At 67.6% G+C, this 16540-nt stretch carries 17 protein-coding genes; 14 read left to right on the top strand and 3 right to left on the bottom strand.

Going from position 1 to position 16540, the window contains the following annotated elements; all coding sequences use genetic code 11:
- Positions 1–75 precede the first annotated feature (75 nt).
- The 5 genes from AB0L57_RS23140 (at position 76) to AB0L57_RS23120 (ending at position 4602) form a co-directional block, all read left to right on the top strand.
- Positions 76–786: a TetR/AcrR family transcriptional regulator C-terminal domain-containing protein gene (locus AB0L57_RS23140; RefSeq protein WP_364965673.1), complete on the top strand. Its 711-nt coding sequence runs from the start codon at positions 76–78 to the stop codon at positions 784–786.
- 243 nt (positions 787–1029) lie between these two features.
- Positions 1030–1623: an ABC transporter permease subunit gene (locus tag AB0L57_RS23135; RefSeq protein ID WP_364965843.1), complete on the top strand. Its 594-nt coding sequence runs from the start codon at positions 1030–1032 to the stop codon at positions 1621–1623.
- Positions 1620–2894, top strand: coding sequence for an ATP-binding cassette domain-containing protein (locus AB0L57_RS23130; protein ID WP_364965671.1), 1275 nt, complete (start codon positions 1620–1622; stop codon positions 2892–2894). The genes AB0L57_RS23135 and AB0L57_RS23130 overlap by 4 nt, the downstream gene beginning before the upstream one ends.
- A complete protein-coding gene (locus AB0L57_RS23125) occupies positions 2891–3628 on the top strand; it encodes an ABC transporter permease (protein WP_364965668.1) in 738 nt (245 codons plus the stop codon). Before AB0L57_RS23130 ends, AB0L57_RS23125 begins: the two co-directional genes overlap by 4 nt.
- Entirely contained in the window at positions 3625–4602 is a 978-nt protein-coding gene (locus tag AB0L57_RS23120) for a glycine betaine ABC transporter substrate-binding protein (protein ID WP_364965665.1), read from the top strand. The genes AB0L57_RS23125 and AB0L57_RS23120 overlap by 4 nt, the downstream gene beginning before the upstream one ends.
- 7 nt (positions 4603–4609) lie before the next feature.
- On the opposite strand, the gene AB0L57_RS23115 is transcribed toward AB0L57_RS23120, so the two are convergent.
- Positions 4610–5455, bottom strand: coding sequence for a crotonase/enoyl-CoA hydratase family protein (locus AB0L57_RS23115; protein ID WP_364965841.1), 846 nt, complete (start codon positions 5453–5455; stop codon positions 4610–4612).
- Positions 5456–5671: 216 nt separating this feature from the next.
- Between AB0L57_RS23115 and AB0L57_RS23110 the strand changes: the two genes are divergently transcribed.
- The 7 genes from AB0L57_RS23110 to AB0L57_RS23080 all read left to right on the top strand — a co-directional run bounded on the left by AB0L57_RS23110 (position 5672) and on the right by AB0L57_RS23080 (position 12768).
- Positions 5672–6268, top strand: a complete 597-nt coding sequence (locus AB0L57_RS23110; protein WP_364965662.1) for a helix-turn-helix domain-containing protein — start codon at positions 5672–5674, stop codon at positions 6266–6268.
- A gap of 85 nt (positions 6269–6353) precedes the next feature.
- Entirely contained in the window at positions 6354–7130 is a 777-nt protein-coding gene (locus AB0L57_RS23105; RefSeq protein ID WP_364965838.1) for a thioesterase family protein, read from the top strand.
- Positions 7131–7209: 79 nt separating this feature from the next.
- Complete coding sequence (locus tag AB0L57_RS23100; protein ID WP_364965659.1) at positions 7210–8646, top strand: lipase maturation factor family protein; 1437 nt, start codon at positions 7210–7212, stop codon at positions 8644–8646.
- Positions 8647–8841: 195 nt separating this feature from the next.
- On the top strand, positions 8842–9216 hold the full coding sequence (locus AB0L57_RS23095) for an SHOCT domain-containing protein (protein ID WP_364965656.1): 375 nt from the start codon (positions 8842–8844) through the stop codon (positions 9214–9216).
- Between the two features lie 141 nt (positions 9217–9357).
- Entirely contained in the window at positions 9358–10803 is a 1446-nt protein-coding gene (locus tag AB0L57_RS23090; RefSeq protein ID WP_364965653.1) for a basic amino acid/polyamine antiporter, read from the top strand.
- 11 nt (positions 10804–10814) lie between these two features.
- Positions 10815–12065 carry an arginine deiminase gene (locus tag AB0L57_RS23085; protein ID WP_364965650.1) on the top strand — a complete coding sequence of 417 codons (1251 nt, stop codon included), beginning with the start codon at positions 10815–10817 and terminating at the stop codon, positions 12063–12065.
- Positions 12066–12138: 73 nt separating this feature from the next.
- Entirely contained in the window at positions 12139–12768 is a 630-nt protein-coding gene (locus AB0L57_RS23080) for a glyoxalase (protein WP_364965647.1), read from the top strand.
- Positions 12769–12788: 20 nt separating this feature from the next.
- Here AB0L57_RS23080 and AB0L57_RS23075 read toward each other — a convergent pair whose 3' ends face one another.
- Positions 12789–13217, bottom strand: coding sequence for a hypothetical protein (locus AB0L57_RS23075; RefSeq protein ID WP_364965644.1), 429 nt, complete (start codon positions 13215–13217; stop codon positions 12789–12791).
- Positions 13218–13529: 312 nt separating this feature from the next.
- Complete coding sequence (locus AB0L57_RS23070) at positions 13530–14375, bottom strand: helix-turn-helix transcriptional regulator (RefSeq protein WP_364965641.1); 846 nt, start codon at positions 14373–14375, stop codon at positions 13530–13532.
- Positions 14376–14478: 103 nt separating this feature from the next.
- Here AB0L57_RS23070 and AB0L57_RS23065 point away from each other — a divergent pair, with 103 nt between their 5' ends.
- Positions 14479–15417: an SDR family NAD(P)-dependent oxidoreductase gene (locus tag AB0L57_RS23065; RefSeq protein ID WP_364965638.1), complete on the top strand. Its 939-nt coding sequence runs from the start codon at positions 14479–14481 to the stop codon at positions 15415–15417.
- 109 nt (positions 15418–15526) lie between these two features.
- Complete coding sequence (locus AB0L57_RS23060) at positions 15527–16468, top strand: SAM-dependent methyltransferase (RefSeq protein WP_364965634.1); 942 nt, start codon at positions 15527–15529, stop codon at positions 16466–16468.
- Positions 16469–16540 lie beyond the last annotated feature (72 nt).

Genomic DNA, 16540 nt, shown 5'->3' with positions numbered 1-16540 from the left:
TATTGGCCAAACTCGTATCCCGGAAGCCGGGACGCCTTGTCCGGGCCGTACTCGCACCGCCGTAGCCTGTGAGGGATGAGCGGCGGCAAATCGACCGGGCCGGAGGCCGACATCGTGACCACATCGCGTCGAGGACGGGGGCGGCCACCGCGGCTCAACCGGGATCGCATCGTCGCCGCCGCGCGCGAGTTACCGCCCGAAACACTCACCATGAAGGCCGTCGCCGATGTCCTCGGCGTGGACCGGAAATCGCTCAACTACTACGTCAGCGATCGCGAAGGACTGCTCGAACTGGTGGCCCTGGACGCCTTCGAGACCGAGTTCCGGCGCTTCGACCTGCCCGCCGAGGGCGATTGGCGCCTGCTGCTGCGGCTGTTCGCCGCCGCGGTCGCCGAAGCGCTGACTCGGGTCGGCGTCCTCATCTGGTACGTGCGATTCACCGGCCGCGGCGGCATGACCGTCCTGGTGGAGATCGAGCGCATGTTCGAAGTGCTCGTCACCGCGGGATTCGAACCCATGGAGGCCGGGCGCACGATGCGCCTGCTCGCCGATATCGCGTTCTCCGCGGCCCGCGAGGCCGCCGACGCCGGCCGCGGCCATATCGACCGGCAGGCCGAGGCCGTGGCGCGAACACTGAATTCCGAACCGGGCGAAGCATTTCCGCTTCTGCGAGAGGTGGCCAACACGCGCGAGCGCGCCGTCCGCGTCGGTGAACAGTTCGACTTCGATGTCGAACTCGTCATCGCGGGCCTGGAGCGCACACTGGAATCGCGCGGACGCGGCTGACGTCCGGCCGATTTCGATCGCCCTGACCGCAACCCGGAGCTGTTGCTCCCACCTGGTCGTCGCCGTGGACACGAACCGCCGCACCGCGGTTTGTCCGGAACGCCGGCCGCGACGTCCACTAGTCTTTGAGCGCCTGCGCCCGGCGTCGGCGCGGACAGGTATCGGCTGATCTCGGCGGACGATGGGAGCCCCGTGAACCTGTGGAACTACATCCGAGGGCGGGGTGATGTGCTTGCCTTTCTCATGTATCAGCATGCCTCCCTGGCCTTTCAGACGGTTCTGGTCGGAACGGTGGTCGCCGTGCTCATCGCGGTCGCGGTCTATCGGCTCCCGGTGCTGTCGCAACTGTCGCTGACCGCGAGCCGGGTCGCGCTGACGATTCCGTCGCTGGCTCTGCTGGCGCTGCTGCTGGTGCCCTTCGGCCTGGGCGTGGTGCCGTCGTTCGTGATGCTGGCGTTCTTCGCGGCGTTGCCGGTGATCGGCAATGCGATCGTCGGCCTGCGGTCGGTTCCGGCCTCGGTGGTGGAATCCGCGCGCGGTATCGGATTGTCGCGGTGGCGGATCCTGCTCACCGTCGAACTCCCGATCGCCTGGCCGGTGATTCTCACCGGCATCCGGGTGTCCACACAGATGATCGTCGGTGTCGCCGCGGTCGTCGCCTACGTACTCGGACCTGGCCTGGGGTCGTTGATCTTCAACGGCCTGTCCCGCCTCGGCGGGGCGAACGCGCTCGAAATGGCGTTCACCGGAACCATTCTCATCGTCATCGTCGCGTTGGTGTTCGACGCGCTGCTCGTCCTGCTCGGACGCCTCACGATCGCAAAGGGACTCTCATGACCGATGTGACCACCGCACCCCCGGCACCCGAACGTCATGTGACCGGAGCGACGATCACGCTGGATTCCGTCGTGAAAAGGTATAAGGGACAGGACACACCGGCCGTCGAGCGCCTGGACCTCGAGATCGAGGCGGGCCAGATCGTCGCCTTCGTCGGCCCGTCCGGATGCGGCAAGACCACCACCTTGAAGATGATCAACCGGTTGATCGAACCCACCGCGGGCCGCATCTTCATCGGCGGGCGCGATGTCACCCGGGAGGACCCCGACAAACTGCGGCAGTCGATCGGCTATGTCATCCAATCCGGTGGCCTGTTCCCGCACTGGTCGGTGCGCAAGAACATCGGCGCCATCCCGCGAGTACTGGGCTGGGACAAGAAACGTATCGCCGAACGCACCGATTATCTGCTCGATCTGGTGGGCCTGGATCCCGCCACCTTCGCCGACCGGCTGCCCAAGGACATGTCGGGCGGGCAGCAGCAGCGCGTGGGGGTGGCGCGGGCGCTGGCCGCGGACCCGCCGGTCCTGCTGATGGACGAGCCGTTCGGCGCCGTCGATCCGATCACCCGAGTTCGCTTGCAGGACAGCCTGATCGCCATTCAGCACGAACTCGGCAAGACCGTCGTGATCGTCACCCACGATTTCGAGGAGGCCACCAAACTCGGCGACAAGGTCCTGATTCTGTCCGAGGGCGGGCACATCGAGCAGTACGCGCGACCGGAGGAGATCCTCACCGCTCCGGCCACCCCGTTCGTGGAGGAATTCGTCGGTTCCGGCGCCAAACTGGCCTATCTGACCGTGCAGCGAGTACGCGACGTCGACTGTGACGAGGTGGTGACCGCGCGGATCGGCGAACCGGCCCCGGCGGTGATCGCGCGCGCGAAGGCCGCCGGGCACACCTGGGTGGTGGTCGTCGACGCCGCCGGTCGACCGCGATCGTGGCCCACGCTCACCGAATTGGCCACCAAGCCGGAGGTTTCGGATTTCCTCGATCGCCGGTTGCCCGTGGTGGCCCGCTCCTCCACCCTCAACGACGCGCTCGACGAGATGCTCGCCACCAGTCAGGGCGCCGCACTGGTCACCGACGGCCGGGGCGCGGTGGTGGGCTCGCTCAGCATCGGATCGGTCACCGAGGTGATCCGGGCCAAACTCGCCGATGTGCGCTCGGAACAGGACGATCCGTCCTACGAGACCTACGTCGACGGCACCGATCCGGCGCCCACGCCGGTGATCGCCGCCGACGACGAACAGGGACCACAGGAGGCATCGTGAATCGGCTACGGCGCCTGCCGATGGATGTGTGGTTCGAACCGCTCGTCATCGCCGTCGTCGGCATCGGCTACATCTTCTGGTATCGCGCGCAGACCTTCACCGCTACCGAGCAGGCATCCCTGGAATGGTCCAATCTGCAGACCACGATCCTGTCGCACATCAAGCTCACGGTGGTGGCCACGGTGATCGTGGTGGTGGTGGCGATTCCGCTGGGGATCGCGCTGACCCGCCCATCGCTGCAGCGGCTGGAACCCATCGCGGTGAACATCGCCAATATCGGCCAGGCGGCGCCCGCGGTCGGATTGCTCGTGTTGTTCACCTTCTGGCTGGGAACCGGATTCCGCACCGCGGTGGTCGGATTGGTGGTCTACGCGATTCTGCCGATCCTGCAGAACACGATCATCGGGCTACGGCAGGTCGATCGGCGCACGGTCGAAGCCTCGCGCGGTATCGGCTTGTCCGCGGCGCGCACGCTGGTGCAGGTGGAGTTGCCGCTGGCGGTGCCGGTGATCCTCAACGGGGTGCGCACCGCACTGGTGATCCTGGTCGGGACGGCCACGCTGAGCACCTTCATCGGGGCGACCAGCCTCGGCACCCTGATCACCACCGGAGTCACCCTCTTCCTTCCGAAATTGCTGGTGTCCGGCGCGATCCTGGTCGGGTTGCTGGCATTGATCATCGACTGGCTGGGCAGACTCGTCGAGCTGGCCGCGACCCCGCGAGGTGTGTCATGAGGCCGAGGCTCGCGGTAGTGCTGGCCGCCGTCGTCACGGTGCTGACGATGGTCGCCGGATGCGGTCTGGTGAGCTCTTCGGGCACCTTTCGCGAGGCGAGCCTGCCCGGCGGCGACCGGCCGCTCGACGGCGCGAAACTCGTTGTCACCTCGAAGAGTTTCACCGAGGGTGTGCTGCTGGGCAAGATCACCGCGACCTACCTGGCCGCGGCCGGCGCCGAGGTCACCGACCTCACCGGGGCACCCGGCTCGGCCTCGTCGCGGCAGGCACAGCTGGCCGGCGACGCCGACATCCTCTGGGAGTACACCGGAACCGGCTGGGTGACCTATCACAACGAGACCGAGACCATCTCCGATCCACAGCAGCTGTGGCAGCGCGTCCACGATGTCGAGAAGCACGACCACAACCTGGAGTGGCTGCCCCCGGCGAACTTCAACGACACCTACGCCTTCGGGGTGTCGGAGCCGACCGCGCGACGCCTGGGCGTGCGGACGATGTCGGAGGTGGCGGCCCTGCCCGTACGCGACCGAACCTTCTGCGTGGACGACGAATTCTTCAGTCGCTCCGATGGTTTCATTCCGATGCTGCAGAAGTACGGAATCCCCTACAACGATCCGAACGGGGTCCCGGCCGGCAATGTCACCCGGATGGACGCCGGCGTCGTCTACACCGCCACCGCCAAGAGCTCACCGTGCAATTTCGGGATGATCTACACCACCGACGGTCGCGTGAAGAACCTGAACCTCGTGGTGCTCGACGACGACAAGAAGTTCTTCCTGCCCTACAGCGGCACCGCGGTGGTGCGCGGCGAGATCATCGACCGGTACCCGCAACTGCGCACCCTGCTGGGCACGATCTCCGAACGCCTCACCAACGATCTGATGCAGGAACTCAACGGCCGCGTCGACATCGACGGCGAGGACCCCGCCGATGTCGCCTACGACTGGTTGAAGAGCGAGCATCTGATCGAGTAGCGGCGGCTCAGGCGCCGCGGAACGGCGGGATCGGGAGATCCGGTCCGAACACGTCGGGGAGATCGCGCTCGACGCTGTCGGGGAATTCGGCGGGCCGTTTCGCCAGGAACGACGAAACACCCTCGCGCGCATCGGCACTCACACCGCGCAGATTGATGCCGCGGGATTCGACGCGGTGCGCGATCATCGGATGTTCGGCGCCCAGGCCGCGCCACAACATCTGCCGGGACAACGCCACCGATACGGGGGCGGAGTGTTCGGTCAGCCGGCCCGCCAGCTCCCGGGCCCGCTCCGGCAGTTCGGCCGCCGGGTACAGCCCGTAGAACAGCCCGGCGTCGGCCGCCTCGGCCGCCTCGACCATGCGGCCGGAGTAGATCCAGTCCAGTGCGGTCTGCATCGGGACCAGACGCGGCAGGAACCAGCTCGAACAGGATTCCGGGACGATACCGCGCCGGTTGAACACGAAGCCGATGCGCGCGGAATCGGCCGCCAGGCGGAAATCCGCGGCCAGGGTCATCGTGATCCCCACCCCGACGGCCGGGCCGTTGATCGCGGCGATGATCGGCTTGTGGCATTCGAACATCCGCAGTGCGACCTCGCCGCCGCCGTCGCGGAACATCTCGGAAGCCTCGGCGGCGAAGGTCTCGGCTCCCTCGGACAGATCCGCACCGGCGCAGAAGGCGCGACCCGCGCCGGTGACGATGATCGCCCGCACCCGGTCGTCATGGTCGCAGGTGTCGAAGGCCTCGATCAGTTCCGCACCCATCGCGGTGGTGAATGCGTTGAGCCGCGCGGGGCGATCGAGCGTGATGGTGGCGATGGATTCGGAGATTTCCAAGCGGATGTCGGCCATATCGGCCAGCTTGCCATTCCCGGCCGGCCGCGGATCGAGACGGCGCACGAATTCGACTGCGCCGCCCCCGCATCGGGAAAGCACCACGCACGGAAACGGCGCCGAGAACCTCGGACGCTTCGGTCGAGTACTCCACGGGCCCGGTCGGCACCCGTTGGCACCGGCCACAGGTGCGGAGCGCTACGATATTACAGTCGTTATAGACGGGAGGTGCGAATGACCAGCGGTCCGACCGAGGACTCACGACGGAAACTGGTGGCCGGCGCGGCCGATATGATCCGCCGGCGCGGACTGGCCGCCACCAGTGTCCGCGATCTGGCCAAACACGCCCGCGCACCGCTGGGGTCGACCTACCACTACTTTCCCGGCGGCAAGGCCGAACTGGCCGCCGAGGCCGTCACACTCGCCGGTGAGCTGACCGCCGCCGGGCTGACCCGCGAACTGCGGCGAGGTCCGGTCGAGGGGTTGCGCTCCTTCCTGCGCATGTGGCGAAAGAATCTGGTGGACAGCGATTTCCGCGCGGGTTGCCCGGTGCTGGCGGTATCGGTCGAGGATGTGCCCGAAGCCGAGGGCGCGGCGCGTATCGCCGCCGCGGCCGCGTTCACCGGATGGATCGAGATCCTCACATCGTCGCTGCGCGATCACGGCGCCGAAACGGCCGCCGCCGAACGCACCGCCACCCTGATCGTGGCGGCCTTCGAGGGCGGTGTGGCGATGTGCCGCGCCGAACGCAGTACCGCGGCGCTGGATCGCATCGGCGAGCAACTCGACCCGCTGGTGCGTTCCACGATCGCGCCGGCCACGGCCGGATGACCCGCCCGAATCGTTGCCCACCGAAGGAGTCCGCACCGTGAATCCGACCGAAATCCGCACACACCCATTCGATCTCGCCACCGGCCTGACGGCCACGAGCGAAGGCGGCTTCCTCGGGCACACGTCCGCGCCGTACTCGAACATGGTGGGCCCCTTCGGCGGAGTCACCGCGGCCACCGTGTTGCGCGCCGTCCTCGACGATCCGCGATGCTCGGCCCCGCCGCTGTCGCTCACCGTCAACTTCGCCGGTCCTGTCGCCGAGGGCCCGTTCACGATCGATGCCCGTCCGGTACGCACCAATCGCAGCACCCAGCACTGGATGCTGACCCTGAGCCAGGACGATTCGGTCGCCACCACCGCGACGGTGGTCTGCGGTGCCCGCCGCCCGACCTGGTCCGATACCGAAATCAGTCCGCCCGCCGCTCCCCCGGCGGAATCCGTCGAGGTGGCGGATCCGCCGGATTTCCCGGTCTGGATGCGCAACTACGAGATGCGATTCGTCGAAGGCGGCGGTCCACTGTCCGGGCAGCCGCGCGAGCAGCCGGACTCGACCACCACGCTGTGGGTGCGCGACACCCCCGCGCGGCCGCTGGACTTCCTCGCGGTCACCGCGCTCAGCGACATCTTCATTCCGCGGGTCATGGTGCGGGCGGGGCGCATGGTCGCCGCGAGCACGGTATCGCTCACGGTGTACTTCCATGCCGACGCCGCCCCGCTGGCCGGACACGGCGACCGGCCGGTTCTCGCCACCGCCCGGGCCCAGCACTTCGGGGGCGGCTTCTTCGATCAGTCGGCCCACCTGTGGGGTGCCGACGGCACTCCGCTGACGACCACCCACCAGCTGGTGTATTTCAAGGATTGAGCGACCGACGGCATCGAGACCGAGCCAGCGGGTATTCCACACTGGAGTGCAGGTCACCGGAGCCGAGGAAGCGGTGTGCATGCAGTGGTTCGATGCACCCGGATACTGGTTCGCGCGGGAAGTTTTCCAGCGCGGCCTGGCGGTCGTCTACCTCGTGGCGTTCGCCGGCGCGGGGCGGCAATTCCGCGCGCTGATCGGAGCGTCGGGCATGCTGCCGGTGCCGCGGTTCCTGGCGCGCGTGCCGGTCAGGCAGTCGCCGAGCATCTTCCACCTGTACTACTCCGACCGGTTCTTCGCGGTCCTCGCCTGGTTCGGCGCGGCACTGGCGGTCGCACTGGCGGCAGGTGTCGGCGATCGGGTACCGCTGTGGGCGGCGATGCTGTTGTGGCTACTGGCCTGGGCGCTGTATCTGTCGATCGTGAACGTGGGTCAGGTCTGGTACGCGTTCGGCTGGGAATCGCTGCTGCTCGAGACCGGATTTCTCGCCGTATTCCTCGGCAATGACCGCACCGCCCCGCCGATTCTGGTCTTGTGGCTGGCCCGTTGGCTGCTGTTCCGGGTGGAGTTCGGCGCCGGTCTGGTCAAGCTGCGCGGCGACCCGTGCTGGCGCGATCTGACCTGCCTGTACTACCACCACGAGACCCAGCCGATGCCGGGGCCGCTGAGTCGGTTGTTCCATCTGCTGCCCCGGCCCGTGCATCGCGTCGAGGTCGCCGCGAACCACGTCGCCCAGCTCGTCGTGCCGTTCGCGTTGTTCACCCCGCAGCCGATCGCGAGCGCCGCCGCGGGCGTCATCGTCGTGACCCAGCTGTGGCTGATCCTGTCGGGCAATTTCGCCTGGCTGAACTGGTTGACGATCCTGCTGGCCGCTACCGCGATCGACGCTCGGACCGCCGGGACCGCACTGCCGTTGCCGGCGCGGCCGGACATGCCCGGCGCGCCACCCTGGTTCATCGCCGCGGTACTCGCGTTCACCGTCATGGTGGTCGTGCTCAGCTATCGGCCGATACGCAATCTGGCCTCGTCCCACCAGCGGATGAACGCCAGTTTCGATCACTATCACCTGGTCAACACCTATGGCGCTTTCGGCCGCATCGAACGCACACGGTTCGAGCTGGTGGTGGAGGGCACCCGTGATCCGGATCCCGGCGATGGGACACGGTGGCAGGAATACGAATTCAAGGGCAAACCCGGCGACCCACACCGGATTCCGCGCCAATGGGCGCCGTGGCACCTGCGCCTGGATTGGATGATGTGGTTCGCCGCCATCGCTCCGGCCTACGCCCGCCCGTGGCTCGGTCCGTTCCTGCAGCGCCTGCTGACCAACGACCCGCCCACACTCCGACTGCTGCGCCACAACCCGTTTCCGGACACTCCGCCCACCCACGTCCGGGTCCGCCACTACCTGTACCGGTTCAGCACCCGCAAGGAATTCCGCCGCGACCACACCCGGTGGCACCGCGTCCCGCTCGGCGAGTACGTCCCGCCGATCTCACTGGCGACCCGCATCCGTTGATCCGGAGCACGCACCGCACACGAGCCGCTGCCAATGGCCCATTCGTGCATCATCCCTTTCGGATGAAATGCGTCGCCCGCCTTGATTCAGCCGCGAAACCCACCGTCTGATTTACCTTTTCCAGGCCTGGCATCGTGATTTACTGTGGAATTAACTGTCAGTGTGCCGGTTACGGTCCACCGAGAAGGAGTCGCCATGCCGTTCTGGGATGTGTTCTGGCTTATCATCATGAGCTTCGCTTTCGTCGCGTATCTCATTCTGTTGTTCACAATCATCACCGACCTGTTCCGTGATCACACGACTTCCGGCTGGGTGAAGGCGATCTGGGTGGTGTTCCTGTTCATCTTGCCGCTGATCACGTCGCTGGTGTACCTCATCGTGCGGGGCGGCGGCATGGCGCAGCGTTCGGCACAGGAAGCGCAGCGTATCGATACCGCGCAGCGCGAATACATCAAGGAGACAGCAGGAACCAGCAGCGCCGCGCAAATTGCCGATGCCAAGAAATTGCTGGAAGAAGGAACTATCACGCGGGAAGAATTCGATCGAATCAAGGCCAAGGCGCTTGCCTGACCCCAGCGATCCACTCCTGGCCGGCATCGACCAGCGCAACCTGTTTCACACGCTGCGATGGTGGTGCCGGTTTCTGGTTTATGTCATCGTCGTCGGTTCGGACGAGGGCTCGGAGCGGAGGCGCGGTAGCGGGGAATCTCGATGACCAGGGTGGAGGAGCGCGCGCCCGGGACCAAGACCATGCCGGTGCTCACCCTGTCCGCGATGGTCGTCGGCTCGATGGTCGGCGCCGGAGTGTTCTCCCTGCCCCGCAACTTCGGCACCGCGACCGGCGGCCTCGGCGCGTTGATCGCCTGGGCGATCGCGGGCACCGGCATGCTGATGCTGGCCTTCGTATTCCAGACCCTGGCCGTGCGCAAACCCGATCTCGACGCCGGTGTCTACGCGTACGCGAAAGCGGGATTCGGTGAATACCCGGGCTTCTTCTCCGCCTTCGGCTACTGGGCCAGTGCCTGTGTGGGCAACGTGTCCTACTGGGTACTGATCAAATCGACACTGGGACAGGTTTTCCCGATCTTCGGTGCGGGCAACACCGTGCCGGCCGTCCTGCTGTCCACGGTGTGCATCTGGGCCTTCCACTTCATCGTGCTGCGGGGGGTGCAGGAAGCGGCGGCGATCAACAAGATCGTCACCATCGCCAAGATCGTCCCGATCCTGTTCTTCGTGGTGGTGTTGCTGTTCTACTTCGACCCCGGCGTATTCGCCGAGAACTTCCATGGCGGGCAGGCCAATTCGGATCCTCTGCACGAGCAGGTCCGCTCCACGATGCTGGTGACGGTCTTCGTGTTCCTGGGCATCGAAGGCGCCAGCGTGTACTCCCGGTACGCCCGCAGACGCGCCGACATCGGGCGGGCGACCGTCCTCGGATTCGTCAGTGTGCTGGCCATTTTCGCGGCCGTGACGATGGTGTCCTACGGCATCATGCCGCGTGGCGAGCTGTCCACCGTGCAACAACCGTCGATGTCACCGGTGTTCGAATCGGCGGTCGGCACCTGGGGCGCCTGGTTCATCAGTATCGGGTTGATCGTCTCGGTACTCGGCGCCTATCTGGCCTGGACCCTGATGGCGGCCGAGGTCCTGTATGTGGCCGCGGCCGACGACGACATGCCCTCGTTCCTGGGCCGGGTCAACCGGCACAACGTTCCGGTGGTCGCGCTGACGCTCACCTCGGTGCTGATCCAGGTCGTCCTGTTCACCACGCTGTTCTCCGAGGACGCGTTCACCTTCACCCTCAAATTGTGCAGCGCGCTGTCGCTGGTGCCGTATCTGCTGGCCGCGGCCTACGCGCTGAAGCTGGCGGTCACGCGCGAAACCTATGTCGCGATCCGCCCGCAGGACCGGGGCCGGGAGTTGCTGGTCGCGGGCCTGGCGACGTTCTACACCGCGTTCATGATCGTGGTCGCCGGGCTCGAATTCCTGTTGCTGTCGTTCATCATCTACGCCCCGGGCACCATCCTGTTCGTGCTCGCACGCCGCGAACAGGGCAAACGGTTGTTCGGACCGTGGGAAGCGGTGCTGCTGATGGTGTCCGTCGCCGGTGCCGTCGCCGGAATCATCGGTCTCGCAACCGGTCACATCACCATCTAGAAGGGACCACCATGAGCGACACCCGTCGATCGGCCGCCTACGGTGTGCACTCCGAGGTCGGCACCCTGCGCAAGGTGCTGGTCTGCGCACCCGGGCTGGCCCACGACCGGCTCACCCCCACCAACTGCGACGACCTGCTGTTCGACGATGTGCTGTGGGTGCAGAACGCCAAGCGCGATCACCTCGATTTCATGACCGAACTGCGCGACCGTGGCGTCGAGGTCGTCGAACTGCACAATCTGCTCGCCGAGACGCTGGCGGTGCCGGGCGCCCGGGACTGGTTGTTCGACCGCGTCGTCACCGCCGATCAGGTCGGGCCGGGCCTGATCGAGGACACTCGCGCCCATCTGGGCGGACTCGACGACCGCGCGCTGGCGACCTATCTCATCGGCGGGCTGGCGGTGGCCGATCTGCCCGCCGAATTCGCCACCGGATACCGTGCCCTGGCGCGTGAGGACGGCGGGGTCCGCGAATATCTGCTGCCGCCGCTGCCGAACACCCTTTACACCCGCGACACCACCTGCTGGATCTACGGCGGGGTCACGCTCAATCCGCTGTACTGGCCCGCGCGCCACGACGAGACCTTGCTGATGAAGGCGCTCTACACCTTCCACCCGGATTTCGCCGGTTCCCGGATCTGGTGGGGTGATCCGGAAAAGGATTGGGGCCTGGCCACTTTCGAGGGCGGCGATGTGATGCCGGTCGGCAACGGTGTGGTGCTGGTGGGGATGAGCGAGCGCACCTCCCGGCAGGCCGTCAGCCAGGTGGCGCAGGTCCTGTTCGACAACGGCGCGGCGGAGCTGGTGATCGCCGCCGGCATGCCGAAACTGCGCTCGGCCATGCATCTGGATACGGTCTTCACCTTCGCCGACCGTGATCTGGTCACGATCTTCCCCGACATCGTCCACGCCATCCACGCGTTCTCGCTGCGTCCCGGCGACAAGGGTGTGGTCGAGGTGACCGACGAATCGGCCCCGTTCCTCGACGTCGTGGCCAAGGCGCTGGGTCTGCCCGCCCTGCGGGTCGTCGAGACCGGCGGCGGCTACTACGCCAACGAACGTCAGCAGTGGGACAGCGGCAACAACCTCGTGGCCGTGGAGCCCGGTGTGGTCTTCGCCTACGACCGCAACACCCACACCAACACCGCACTGCGCCGGCAAGGTGTCGAGGTGATCACGATCGTCGGCGCCGAACTCGGTCGCGGTCGCGGCGGCGGCCACTGTATGACCTGCCCGATCGTGCGGGACCCCGTCGAGTTCTAGTGCTCGCACCCGTGCGCACAGTGATCAGGAATCGAGAAGCACCGGGGACGGGGTCGCCGATAACGTTGCCGATATGAACAACACCATTGATCAGAGCACCATCGCATCGGTCACCATCGAGTCCACGGATCCCGCTGCCACCGCCGCCTTCTACGACGCCGCCTTCGGCCTCGGCGATCGGCTCCGGGTCCGGAAGGCGACCTCGGAGACGAGCGGGTTCCGCGGCTACATCCTCTCGCTCGTCGTGTCACAGCCGAACATCGTGGACAGCTTCATCGGTTCCGCGGTGGCGGCGGGGGCCACGACGGTCAAGCCGGCCAAGAAGAGTTTCTGGGGGTACGGCGGCGTCGTGCAGGCCCCCGACGGCGCGGTCTGGAAGATCGCGACCTCGGCGAAGAAGGACACCGGTCCGGCAACCCGCGAGGTCGACGACTTCGTGCTGCTGCTCGGAGTCGACAGTGTCAAGGCGACCAAGCAGTTCTACGTGGAGCGCGGCTTGACCGTGGCGAAGAGTTTCGGCGGGAAGTACGCCGAATTCGACTCCCCGGCCGGGTCGGTCAAGCTCGCGCTCTACGGTCGCAAGGCCGCCGCCAAGGATGCGGGCGTCCCGGTGGAGGGTTCCGGATCGCATCGGATGGCCGTCGGCAGCCCCCTCGGCTCCTTCACCGATCCGGACGGATTCGTGTGGGAGGTCGAGGCCTGACCCCGATGGCCGCCTCGGAATCAGGCCGCCTGCAACGGAACTCGAAACGATTTGCGCAGCGAGGACGGGCCGGCCAGGGGCAGCAGTGCGGCCAGGAGCTTGCCCTTGACGGCCTGCGGTGTGCGGGTCAGTTCGACCTCGACACGGGTGCCCTCCGGCGCGGGCGTGGCACGGAAGACCCAGCCACCGCCCGCGCCGAAGAGTTTCGAATCCAGGGTGGTGACGGTGACGGTGTCGCCCGCCGGATCCCAGTCGTAGCGGGCACGCTCCCAGGCCGCCGCGGTGCCCTCGGTGACTTCGGCCCATCCCTCGCCCCGGTCGTGCACGATGAAATGCTCGGCATCGATCGACGGCCACACCTGAGCCCGCGCGGGACCGAAATCGGTGAGTACCCGCACGACCTCGGCGGGGGTCAGGGTCGAGATGAGATGAAAACGGACCGTGGTCATGGGAACTCCTCGAAACCGGTGCGGTGGCCGGCCGCGGTGCGGCCGGTCGACAACCGTGTCCGGTGCGTGGTTCGCGATTCCGGACACGTGATCAGCATGGCTGTCACCGGCGTCGCCACGATTCCGTCGGATGACGCTGAGTTGACGTAATCCGGCGCGGGGCCCTTCACCGCGGGGCTCACACCCCAGCGCGCGGACCAGCGGATCCCGGACTTGCGAGAGAGCCGCGTGATCCGGTGTCCACGGGGTGAATTCGCGTCGCGCGTGCTCGATCATCAGGGGCCCACCGGCCGCCCGGTCATCGATTCGCGGTCACGGAGTCAGCGCTTGGGTGCCCAGGACGACAGCGAGGTCCAGACGGTCGGCGTCTTCGGTGCCGGGCTCGGCGGTGTAGACGGAGATGCGCAGGTCGTCGAGGGCGACCAGCAGGGTGTCGCACTCCAGGGTGATCCGGCCGACGGCCGGATGCTCGATCGTCTTGTGCCTGGACGGGCCGTTTCCCGGCTGCGGGGTCTCGGCGTCCCAGAGTTGGGCGAAGCGCGGGCTGCCGGAGACCAGGTCCGCGATCAGGTGGCGCAGTGTGCGGTCGCTGGGATAGCGCGCGGCCGTCAGGCGCAGATCGGCCACCAGGCGGGCCTCGTGCTCGGCTTGCTCCCGCGGCGTGTGCACGACGCGTGACTTAAGGCGGGTGACGTTGCGCCAGACAGCGTTTCGCTCCAGGCCGCGCCAGCCGGTGGTGTCGCCCATGAGCGCGTTGTAGGGCGCATTCGCCAGAACCAGCGTCCAACTCGCGTCGTAGACGACCACCGGGGTGTGCGACAACCGGTCCAGCAGCCGTTGCACACTCGGGGGCAGTCGCGTCGGCACGACATCCGGGCCGGGGGCGGCGTGTCCGGCCAGCCGGTAGAGCAGGTCACGTTCGGTGTCGGACAGGCGCAGCGCCCGCGCCAGCGACTCCACCACCTGCGCCGACGGCGCGGTGGCGCGCCCCTGTTCGAGGCGGGTGAGGTAGTCGGCGGAGATGCCGGCGAGTGCGGCCAGTTCCTCGCGGCGCAATCCGGCGGCCCGGCGGCGGGTGCCCACCGGCACTCCCACGGCCTCGGGTGACACCCGGTCACGCCAGCGGCGCACCGTCCGGCCGAACTCCCACGCTTGCACGCACTCCAGTCTGCGCGAGCCCGCATCGTTTTGTCCTGGCCCTGGCAGTCCTACGACAACCGGACGACTGTCTACGGCCGGGTCGAACGCGCAGGCTCGAGCCATGACCGAAACCGGAACCGTTCTCATCACCGGCCCGACGCGTAATCTGGGCCGCCACACCGCGCTCGCCATGGCCGCCCGCCCGCAGGACCGGCGCCCCGATCTCCTGCTGGTCGGCCGGTCCGGTCCGGAGCTGACCGCCGTCGCCGACGAAGCCCGCGCCCGTGGTGCCCGCGTCCACGAGATCGGCTGCGATCTCTCGCGCCTGGCCGACGTGCGTGCGGCCGCGGCCACCGTACGGAACCTGCTCGCCACCGGCGCCGTCCGGCCACTACGGGCACTGATCGCCAACGCGGGCATCATGTCGAACGACACCCGGCAGGCCTCGCCGGACGGCTACGAGACGACCTTCGCCGTCAACCATCTCGCCCACGCGCAGCTCATCGGCGATCTGCTCGACACGTTCACCGCACCGGCGCGGATCGTGCTGCTCGGTTCGAACACCTACCACGCCAACGTCTGGCGCAAGCTGCTGAACGTAGCCGAAGCCGAGTGGGCCGACCCCGTCGAACTCGCTCGCCCGGCCCCCGCGGAGCGAACTCCGGACATGACCACCTCGGGTGTCGCCTACTCCAATGCCAAGCTGGCGATCCTGTACTACGCGCACGAACTCCAACGCCACGTCGACGCCGGGATCCACGTGTCGGTGTTCGAACCCGGGTGGATGCCCGGTACCGCCCTCGGGCGTGGCGCGCCCGCGGCCGTCCAGGCGGTGGGGCGGGCCCTGGGCCGGCTGCCCGGTGTGTCGACACCCCAGCGCTCGGGACCACTGCTGGCCGCGATCGCCCTCGACGACACCTGGGCGCACCTGCGCGACGGGGCGTTCGTGGTCAAGACGCGACAGACCGAGGTCCGGCCGATCGCGCACGATCGCGATCGGGAGCGACGCGTGTGGGCCGCGACCGCCGAACTACTGGAACACGCAGGCGCACACCGGTAGCCGATGCGGACCGTCGGCAGCGTGATCGTGTTGCGCGCCGAGGTGGTATCCGGCCGGGCTGCCACCGCCGCGCTTCGACGAGATGGCAGCCACGGCGGATCGTGGGTTCGTGACGGATTCCGGACGCCTCGTGGGCTATCTGCCGGCAAATCAGGTGGGTAGGTTGGCGAGTATGCGTACCGACGAGGATTCCTGGGATATCAACACCGGTGTCGGATCCACGGCGTTGTTCGTCGCGGCGGCTCGCGCACTGGGCGGACGCGCACACGACGCACCCGCCACCGATCCGTTCGCCGAGCTGTTCGTCTCGGCCGCCGGTGGTGAGTGGGCGGATCTGCTGGCCGGTCGGGTGCCGGACCATCCACTGCTGACTCCGGACTTCGGGGCCCAGTTCCAACAGCACCAGCTGGCCCGGACCCGCTATTTCGACGACTATCTGCGCACGGCGGTCACCAGCGGTATCCGGCAGATCGTCATCCTCGCCGCGGGCCTGGATTCGCGGGCCTACCGGCTGCCATGGCCGGACGGGGTGACGGTGTACGAGCTGGACCGGCCATCGGTGCTGGAGTTCAAGCACCGAACCCTCACCTCGGCCGGGAAACAGCCGCTCGCCGACCGTCGCGAGGTCGCGGTCGACCTGCGGGGAGACTGGCCGAATGCGTTGCGCGGCCGTGGTTTCGATGCCGCGCAGCCGACCGCGTGGCTGATCGAGGGCCTGCTGATCTATCTGACCCCGGCCGCCCAGGACCAGTTGTTCGACGCCCTGAACACACTCAGCGCATCCGGCAGCCGGGCCGCGATCGAGCAGATGGATCCGCTGCCCGCCGACACCGCGGCCGCGCTGGCCGCCGATGACACGGCCGGCGCGGAATGGGTGCGCTTGATCTACAACGAACCGCGAGACGAGGCGACCGCCTGGTTCGCCGAGCGCGGCTGGACCGGCGAACGTATCTCCCTGCCCGCCTACATCCGCGCGCTCGGGAGCGTCCCGGTGGGCGACGACGAGCACCGTCAGTCACTGATCGATCTCGTCACCGTCGTCAAGTCCTGAGCCGCGCTCGCCGGGCCCGTGCCGGCGAGGGTCGCGGCGCGACCGGATCCGAGAAGGCCCGGCGGACAGCGC

Source organism: Nocardia sp. NPDC052254, assembly GCF_040679495.1.
In the GTDB taxonomy this organism is placed as follows: domain Bacteria; phylum Actinomycetota; class Actinomycetes; order Mycobacteriales; family Mycobacteriaceae; genus Nocardia.
The sequence above is the reverse complement of the archived record's forward strand: the minus strand, read 5'-3'. Positions and strand labels throughout refer to the sequence as shown.